This is a genomic window from Comamonas sp. B-9 (assembly GCF_000410635.1).
In the GTDB taxonomy this organism is placed as follows: domain Bacteria; phylum Pseudomonadota; class Gammaproteobacteria; order Burkholderiales; family Burkholderiaceae_C; genus Comamonas.
On sequence record NZ_APCR01000088.1, the window covers coordinates 21,178 to 28,068 of the forward strand.

Sequence of the window (6,891 nt, forward strand, 5' to 3'; positions counted from 1 at the left end):
AGTTTTGATGCAGGCCGTGGACAAGGTGACCGGGCCGCTTAAGCGCATCGCAGGAGGCAGCTCTGCTGCATCCCGCCAGGTGCGGCAGCTGCAAGACAGTCTCAAAGGCCTGAAAAACCAAAAGCTGGCCGTCGATAACTTCAGCAAGGCCCGTGCAGAGCTGCACGGCATGGCAGCCAACATCGCTTTTGCTAAAACGCAGCTTAAGCAGTTGGAGGCTGCCGGCAAGGGAAGCACTGCCGAGGCCAGCAAGTTGCAGCGGGTGATTTCTAAGCAGAATCAGCTGCTCGATGCGCAGCGCAACAAGGTGCTGTCAATCCGCAGTACGCTGAACACATTGGGCGTGGGCCGTGCGAATGGCATGGGGCTGGCCGCAGATATTGAGCGGGCAAACGCTGCGTTGGACAAGCATCGCTCTAAGCTACAGGCGATGCATGCGGCCCAGACCAAGGCCGCGCAGTTTGCAGCCAAGGGGGCAGGGGCGGCAGCTGCCGGTTTTGGTATGTATTACGCAGGCGCTCGAGGCGCGCGCGCGGTTAACGGAACTATGGGCGAGGCCAAGCACACCGAGACAGAGGAGTTGCGGATTCGTGCGCTGGGCCTTCAAAGTGAGCAGGCCAGTGAGGCCATCGCGTTCGCCAAGGACTTTAAGCAGTACGGCACCAGCCAGCTTGACAACCTGCAGCTGATGCGAGACGCCATTACGGTGTTCAACGATACCCACCACAGCAAAGACGCACTGCCATTCCTTGCGCGCATGAAGTATGCGAATGAGGTCGCGTTTGGGGCGGAGGAGGGCTCAGAGAATGATCGCAAATTCATGGACATGATGAAAGTCATTGAAATGCGAGGCGGAGCGAATACGCGCGAAGACTTTGAGCGCAACGCTAACCTGGTGCAGCAGGTTCTGACGGCTACCGGTGGTCGGGTTGGTGGGAGCGAATGGCTGAATCTGATTAAGACTGGGGGTGTCGCCGCGAAGGGGATTACAGAGAAGGAATTCTTCTACAGACTGGAACCCTTGGTGCAGGAAATGGGCGGCGACCGGGTGGGCACAGGAATGATGAGTGCATACCAGAATATCTATCAGGGCCGCACAACCAAGCGGGCTGCCAATCAGTTGCAGAGCTTGGGGCTCATTGCTGACCCCAGCAAGGTGAAGCACGACAAGGTTGGGCAGATCGCCCAACTGGGTGTGGGCGCGCTCAAGGGCAGCGATATTTTTCAGCGCTCGCAGTTTGAGTGGATGGAAAAGGTCTTGATTCCGGCGTTTGAGAAAAAGGGCATCAAATCTGAGAAAGAGGTGCTTGATGCGATGGGGGGTATTTTCAGCAACCGAAATGCGGCTGCTGTCTTCTCCACCATGTTCCAGCAGCGTTCAATGATTAATAAGAGCTATACATTGAACGAGCAGGCCGACAACGTCGACACGCTCTATGGACGCGCCAAAGATACGCCGACTGGTAAAGAGGTAGAGCTGCTTAAGCGCCGCAACGACTTGTACCAGCGAATGGGCACAGCGTTGATGCCGGCCTACATCAAGCTGCTTGAGTTGGTGACCAAAGCTACAGAAGGGGTAACCAGCTTCGCCAAAGCGCATCCAACGCTGACCAAGTGGGTGCTTTACGCCGCTGCTGGGCTGGTGTTGTTTACTGCCGCTCTCGGAGCCTTGCTGATCCCCATCGGATTGCTCATGGCCAAGAGTGTCCTGCTGCGATTTGTGCTGACCCGCCTTGGACTTGGGTTTGTCAGCTGGGGTGGTGCTGCACGAGTTGCAGGCAGTGCGATCGGTTGGCTTTGGGGGCTGCTTGGCAAGGGAGCTGGGCTGTTCATGACAGCCGGAAGATGGCTGTTGAGCCTGGGTGGAACGCTGCTGCGTCTGGTGCCTGTAGTGCTGCGTTTTCTCGGGCCATGGGGCATGATCGCCGCCACCGTAGCCAGCGTTGCAGCCTACATCTGGTCGAACTGGGATACCTTGGGGCCAAAGTTTGCAGCCTGGTGGCAGACCTTTAAGGCGGGCTTTCTGGATGGGCTAAATTTTGTGTTGGGTCTTCCGCAGCGCTTTTTTGCTGCAGGTACTGCAGTGATGGACGGCATGGTCAACGGCATTACCAGCAGGATGGCTGCAGTGCGTGAGGCCATTGGAGGCGCCGCAGATAGCGCCATTGGCTGGTTCAAGGACAAGCTCGGCATCCACTCGCCAAGCAGAGTGTTCGCAGAGCTGGGTGGCTATGTCAGTGAGGGCACGGCGCAGGGGATAACCGGTGGCACGGGATTAGTGCGAAATGCTGCGCTAGGAATGGCTGCAGCTACCTTGGTGCCAATGGGCTCGATGGCGACGGCTGCGCAGCCTGTGGCCATGGGTAGTGGGGCAAGCACCTACATCATCAACATCACCGTGCAAGGCAACGCCAAGGGCGACGAGATCGGCGCCGCTGTGCGGGCCGAGATTGAGCGACTGGAACGGCAAAAGGCTGCCCGCCGTGGCAGCAGCCTGACCGACCTTGACTAGGAGTAACGCAGCATGATGGCAGCCCTGGGCCAATTTGTATTTGGCCTCTCGACCCTGGCCTATAACGATCTGCAGCGCAGCCAGGAATGGCGCCACCCCAGCAGCAGCCGGGTGGGCGACCGGCCCGCGCGCCAGTACGTGGGGCCAGGCGATGACAAGATCACCTTGACCGGCCTGCAGGTGCCCGAGTTCATGGGCGACCGCAAGGCCCTTGACCGCCTGGCTGATATGGCTGATGCGGGCAAGGCTTACAACCTGTGCACTGGCACCGGCGAGGCGCTGGGCGCATGGGTGATCGAGAGCCTGAACACGACGCGCAGCGTTTTCATCCGCGAAGGTGCCGCGCGCAAGGTGGAGTTCACCCTATCGCTGGCCCGCGTGGATGCACAGCAGGTTGACCCGTCTGGCGGTTTGGATACCGGGCCAGACAGCGGGGCAGGGGATGACGATTGGTATGGCGGCGACCCCTGGGACTGGTGGCTCAGTGGCGATGATGACGACATGTGGTGATAGCAATGGCAGAGACAACCCAACCCGAAGCGCTGGACGCCGGCAGCGACTACCGCCAGCCCACGTACCTGCTGACCATCAACGGAAAGGACATAACGCCCAAGATCAACGGGCGCTTGATCCGCATTGCGCTGACAGAGAGCCGGGGCGAGGAAGCCGACCAGCTCGATGTGGAGCTGAGTGACCACGATGGAAAGCTGGCCATCCCGCCAAAGGGCGCCGTCGTGGCGCTGCGCTGGGGTTGGGTGGGCCACGGCCTGGTGGACAAGGGGGAATTCACCGTAGACGAAATCAGCCACAACGGCACGCCCGATGTGCTGAACATCCGAGCGCGCAGTGCCAACCTGGGCAAGGGCCTGCGCAGCCGCACCAGCAGCAGCTGGCACGACACCACCCTGGGCCAGATCGTGCAAGACATTGCCAAGGCCAACGGGATGGAGGCCAAGGTGGGCGCAAGCCTGGCCAGCAAGCGCGTGCAGCACATCGACCAGACCAACGAAAGCCCGGTGCATTTTCTGACCCGCATTGGCCGCCAGCACGACGCCGTGGCCACGGTCAAAAAGGGCGTGCTGCTGTTCCTGCCGATCAACGGCGCAGCGACCGCCAGCGGCAAGGCCATGCCCGCCGTTGTGCTGACCCGCCGCGCCGGCGACCAGCACAGCTACAACAGCTCGGAGCGCGACAGCTACAGCGGCGTGCGGGCCTACTGGGGGGACACCAACAAAAGCCAGCGCCGGGCCTCTATCGCGGGCACTGAAACCAACTTGAAAACGCTCAAAGACACCTACGCCACCGAGGCCGACGCCCTGGCCGCTGCGCAGGCAGAGATGGGCCGCATTGTGCGCGGCAAAGCCACGCTGCAGATTAGCCTGGCCATCGGCCAGCCGGCGCTGGCGGTGCAGACGCCCGTCAAGGTCAGCGGCTTTAAACCCGAGATCGATGGCGAAGATTGGCTGATCAAAACGGTGACCAGCGAACTGAGCGGCGATGGCGGCTTTACCACCAAGCTGGAGATGGAGCGGAACGGTGAGGGGGATGCACCAACGCGCACCAATGACGCTGATGATATTTCTGCCGATGATGAGTAGCGAGACAAGAAAAAAGCCACTTTAGAGTGGCTTTTTGCGGTAGGTTATGGCGTGGGGCCTAGAATTTTAGGCAGCCAAGTGGCGAGCACGGGGATAAGCTGGCTGAACACGACAGCACCAACCACCCATTTAATGATGGTGGATGTGGACGTGGCTACGGCAGTCTTGACGGCCTCAACGTCAGCCTTGGTGGCAAAGTGGCGGGCAAACTCTTCTTGTTTTTGCAAGATAAGTGCCGAGCTTTTCTCTAACGCAACAAGGCGTTCGCCGGTCTTCTCAGCGAGGGATTCAAGTTTTGCGACACGTTGTTCCATATCTCCATTATCTGGGGGCTCGGTGCCCGAAGGCAAGGAGTTGCGGATCTTCTGGAAGTCAGCGGAGAACACGTTATTTGTCATTGTTCGTGAGTCCCTTCACTGAATTGATGAGCAAATCTGAGAAGTCGTTAGGCTTGCCGTCTTGATAGATTTTGCGACTGAGGTCAATGTTGTGATGAAAGTCTTCCGACGTTATGAGGCCTTTATCGAGCAGCGTTTTAGCCAGTGCAACGTTGATGGACAGGCTTGTTGTCGTTAGGCCTTCCACTAGGTCGGCCAGCTTGCCTAGTGCGCCTCCTAGCGCGTCGACGGGATTAGATTCATTGCTCATACATGTCCGTTGATGGTGAAAATGTCTATAGCTCAGCCACAGTAGGCCAGTAGTCCAAAAATGGTGCGATGGTGCCAATATCCGTGCATGCAGCATCTTCAACGCACCGTCTTCAAGCCTCGCGCCATAGGCTCAAGTTTTGATCTGATGGCAGCTCTACTCAACATCAAGAGAAGCAGCACCACAGCTCCCGGTATGGCTTGTAAGCCTCTTTCTTCTTGCTTCACCCATTGCTATCCCTTAAAAGCGCCGACCGTTCCACCCATACACCACCATGCCGCAGATCCGCACTTCGTGGCCGCCGTTCAGAATGTCGGTCTGCTTGATTGCCGGGTTGTCGCTGCTGATCTCGTACCTGCCATCCATGCGCTGCCGCACGCGTTTTATGAACAGGCGCTGGTGCGCTTCCAACACATACACCCCGTCGATATCGACTGAGTGAATATCGGTATCCACCAGGGAAAAGTCGCCGCTTTCCAGCGTGCCGCGCATGCTGTCGCCGTAGGCGTGCACCAGGCGCAAGGCCTCGGGCCGGCTGCGGGGTAGGTTCATCTGTACCCAGACAAGGGACACAGGCACATCGCCCATCACCACATCTGCGGCGAGCGCTTCGGTACCTGGCCCCATGCTGCCGGTTGCACTAAGCAGTGGGATGTAGAGCGTGTCCTCGGAATGAGCTGGCTTAGGGGCGGGCCCTGTGAGCCCCGCGCGTCGCGGTTCAAGCACATCCATCACCGGTACGGAGAGGTTTTGCGACCTCTTGCCGGTGATGATGTACGGAATATCGAAGCCGAGCGGTGCAGTGGTCGCATAGAACTCTGATTTTGGAGAGGACTTGCCCGACTCCCAGCCGTAGACAGTGCTTGCCGGCCATCCCCCGTGATTCTCGAAATCCGTTGCTTTTAAGCCAAGGCGTAGCCTTTCCTCTTTGAGGCGCCTCCCCGTTTCGAGAGTTAAGCTATCCAAATCGAGATTTTTACTATCTCTTTTCGTAGTCATCTATTGGCTTCTCTGAAAAACCGTAGTAATATCCAGCCGTAACACCGAATTACGTCCCTTCTGGGGATGGTACACGACACCGCCGTAGGCGGGGAGGCTTGGCAAATGAACGCAAACGCATCAACTCGCGACAGCGACCTAAAGCAGCTTCGTGCTGAACGCGGCGAAGTCCGCAAGAAAATTTCATCCCTGGTCCAACGTGCCGCTACCGACGCTGGCTTCACGGGGGCTGACTTGCGCGGGGAGGCTAAGAACAGCGTCAAAGCCATCTACCTTGCCGTTTGGAACTACCTCATCAAGCAGCCCAAGGGCGAGCAAGTCCTCACGAATACCAAAGTAGATGCCCAAAGAATCCATGTCGATGGTGCGGCAGATGACGCCGCTGCCATTGCGCAGCGCAATACGGTAGCTGCTTCCAGCGTCCCACGGACTGGCATGCTTTTTTGTGATGGCCAGTACTTTCTTGTCGATGGCGAGCGCCTCTACCCCTTTGATGCGCTGTGTGTGCATGGTGTTGTTTCCCCTTTGGATGACGATTGGTTTACCGCACTGCAGTACGGCATGGCGGTTGCGTGCGAGAAGGCGCGGACGAATGCAGCGGTGCAGGCTTCTGCAATCCCTTGGCCCAATGCGGCGCAGTAACTCCGAGTAACCACAAATCGTACACGACACCGCCGTAGGCGGGGAGGCTTGGCAAATGGCATACAAGAACCCGGATCACGCGCGCACGGCGAAGAAGACCGTTCGCTTCCGCCCAGAGGACTGGGCAATGCTGGAAGTGATGGCTATGCGCCTGAAAACTGAGCCAGCCACGCTGGTCTACGAAATGACCATGCGCCGGGTCGATCCAGAGCTTGAGGCTCTGGGACTGGGTGATGTGGCCCACCAAATGCGTGCCGGCGCCGCCTGCTAATTGGCAGCGCATGCACAACACAAGCGGCAATGACCCATGCAGCTTTCCATCGAGCAGATCGGCTACAGCAAAGACCAGCTGGCAAAGCTGGAGCTGTACCGCCAGGCGATGCAGCTGCCAAGCATTGAAGCGGCTATAGAGCAGCTCAACCGCAGGCAGTTAGACGCCATGGTGGCGGCGATGACAGGTAGACGGCCTGGCCCGCAGCTGGCAATCAACAA

General features: G+C 58.6%; 9 protein-coding genes. 6 read left to right on the forward strand and 3 right to left on the reverse strand.

Going from position 1 to position 6,891, the window contains the following annotated elements:
- Positions 1-7 precede the first annotated feature (7 nt).
- From H928_RS0100835 to H928_RS25615, 3 genes are read left to right on the forward strand one after another with little or no spacing between them, the layout of a single operon-like run.
- Positions 8-2,512 (forward strand): phage tail protein, encoded by a 2,505-nt coding sequence (locus H928_RS0100835; protein WP_148292989.1) that lies wholly within the window; start codon positions 8-10, stop codon positions 2,510-2,512.
- Positions 2,513-2,524: 12 nt separating this feature from the next.
- Complete coding sequence (locus H928_RS0100840; protein ID WP_021024780.1) at positions 2,525-3,022, forward strand: phage tail protein; 498 nt, start codon at positions 2,525-2,527, stop codon at positions 3,020-3,022.
- 5 nt (positions 3,023-3,027) lie between these two features.
- Positions 3,028-4,110, forward strand: coding sequence for a contractile injection system protein, VgrG/Pvc8 family (locus H928_RS25615; RefSeq protein ID WP_021024781.1), 1,083 nt, complete (start codon positions 3,028-3,030; stop codon positions 4,108-4,110).
- A gap of 44 nt (positions 4,111-4,154) precedes the next feature.
- Here the strand turns inward: H928_RS25615 and H928_RS0100850 are convergent, their stop codons facing one another.
- The 3 genes from H928_RS0100850 to H928_RS0100860 form a co-directional block, all read right to left on the reverse strand.
- Complete coding sequence (locus H928_RS0100850; RefSeq protein WP_021024782.1) at positions 4,155-4,508, reverse strand: hypothetical protein; 354 nt, start codon at positions 4,506-4,508, stop codon at positions 4,155-4,157.
- Positions 4,498-4,758, reverse strand: coding sequence for a hypothetical protein (locus H928_RS0100855; RefSeq protein ID WP_021024783.1), 261 nt, complete (start codon positions 4,756-4,758; stop codon positions 4,498-4,500). The genes H928_RS0100850 and H928_RS0100855 overlap by 11 nt, the downstream gene beginning before the upstream one ends.
- Before the next feature lie 240 nt (positions 4,759-4,998).
- The gene (locus H928_RS0100860; RefSeq protein ID WP_021024784.1) at positions 4,999-5,757 is read right to left on the reverse strand and encodes an XRE family transcriptional regulator; all 759 of its coding nucleotides are present in this window, start codon (positions 5,755-5,757) and stop codon (positions 4,999-5,001) included.
- Between the two features lie 105 nt (positions 5,758-5,862).
- Between H928_RS0100860 and H928_RS0100865 the strand changes: the two genes are divergently transcribed.
- The 3 genes from H928_RS0100865 to H928_RS0100875 all read left to right on the forward strand — a co-directional run.
- Positions 5,863-6,399: a hypothetical protein gene (locus H928_RS0100865; protein WP_148292990.1), complete on the forward strand. Its 537-nt coding sequence runs from the start codon at positions 5,863-5,865 to the stop codon at positions 6,397-6,399.
- Between the two features lie 55 nt (positions 6,400-6,454).
- Positions 6,455-6,670 carry a hypothetical protein gene (locus H928_RS0100870; RefSeq protein ID WP_021024786.1) on the forward strand — a complete coding sequence of 72 codons (216 nt, stop codon included), beginning with the start codon at positions 6,455-6,457 and terminating at the stop codon, positions 6,668-6,670.
- 36 nt (positions 6,671-6,706) lie between these two features.
- Positions 6,707-6,891 (forward strand): hypothetical protein (locus H928_RS0100875; RefSeq protein WP_027010381.1); only part of this gene is annotated, 185 nt, incomplete at its 3' end.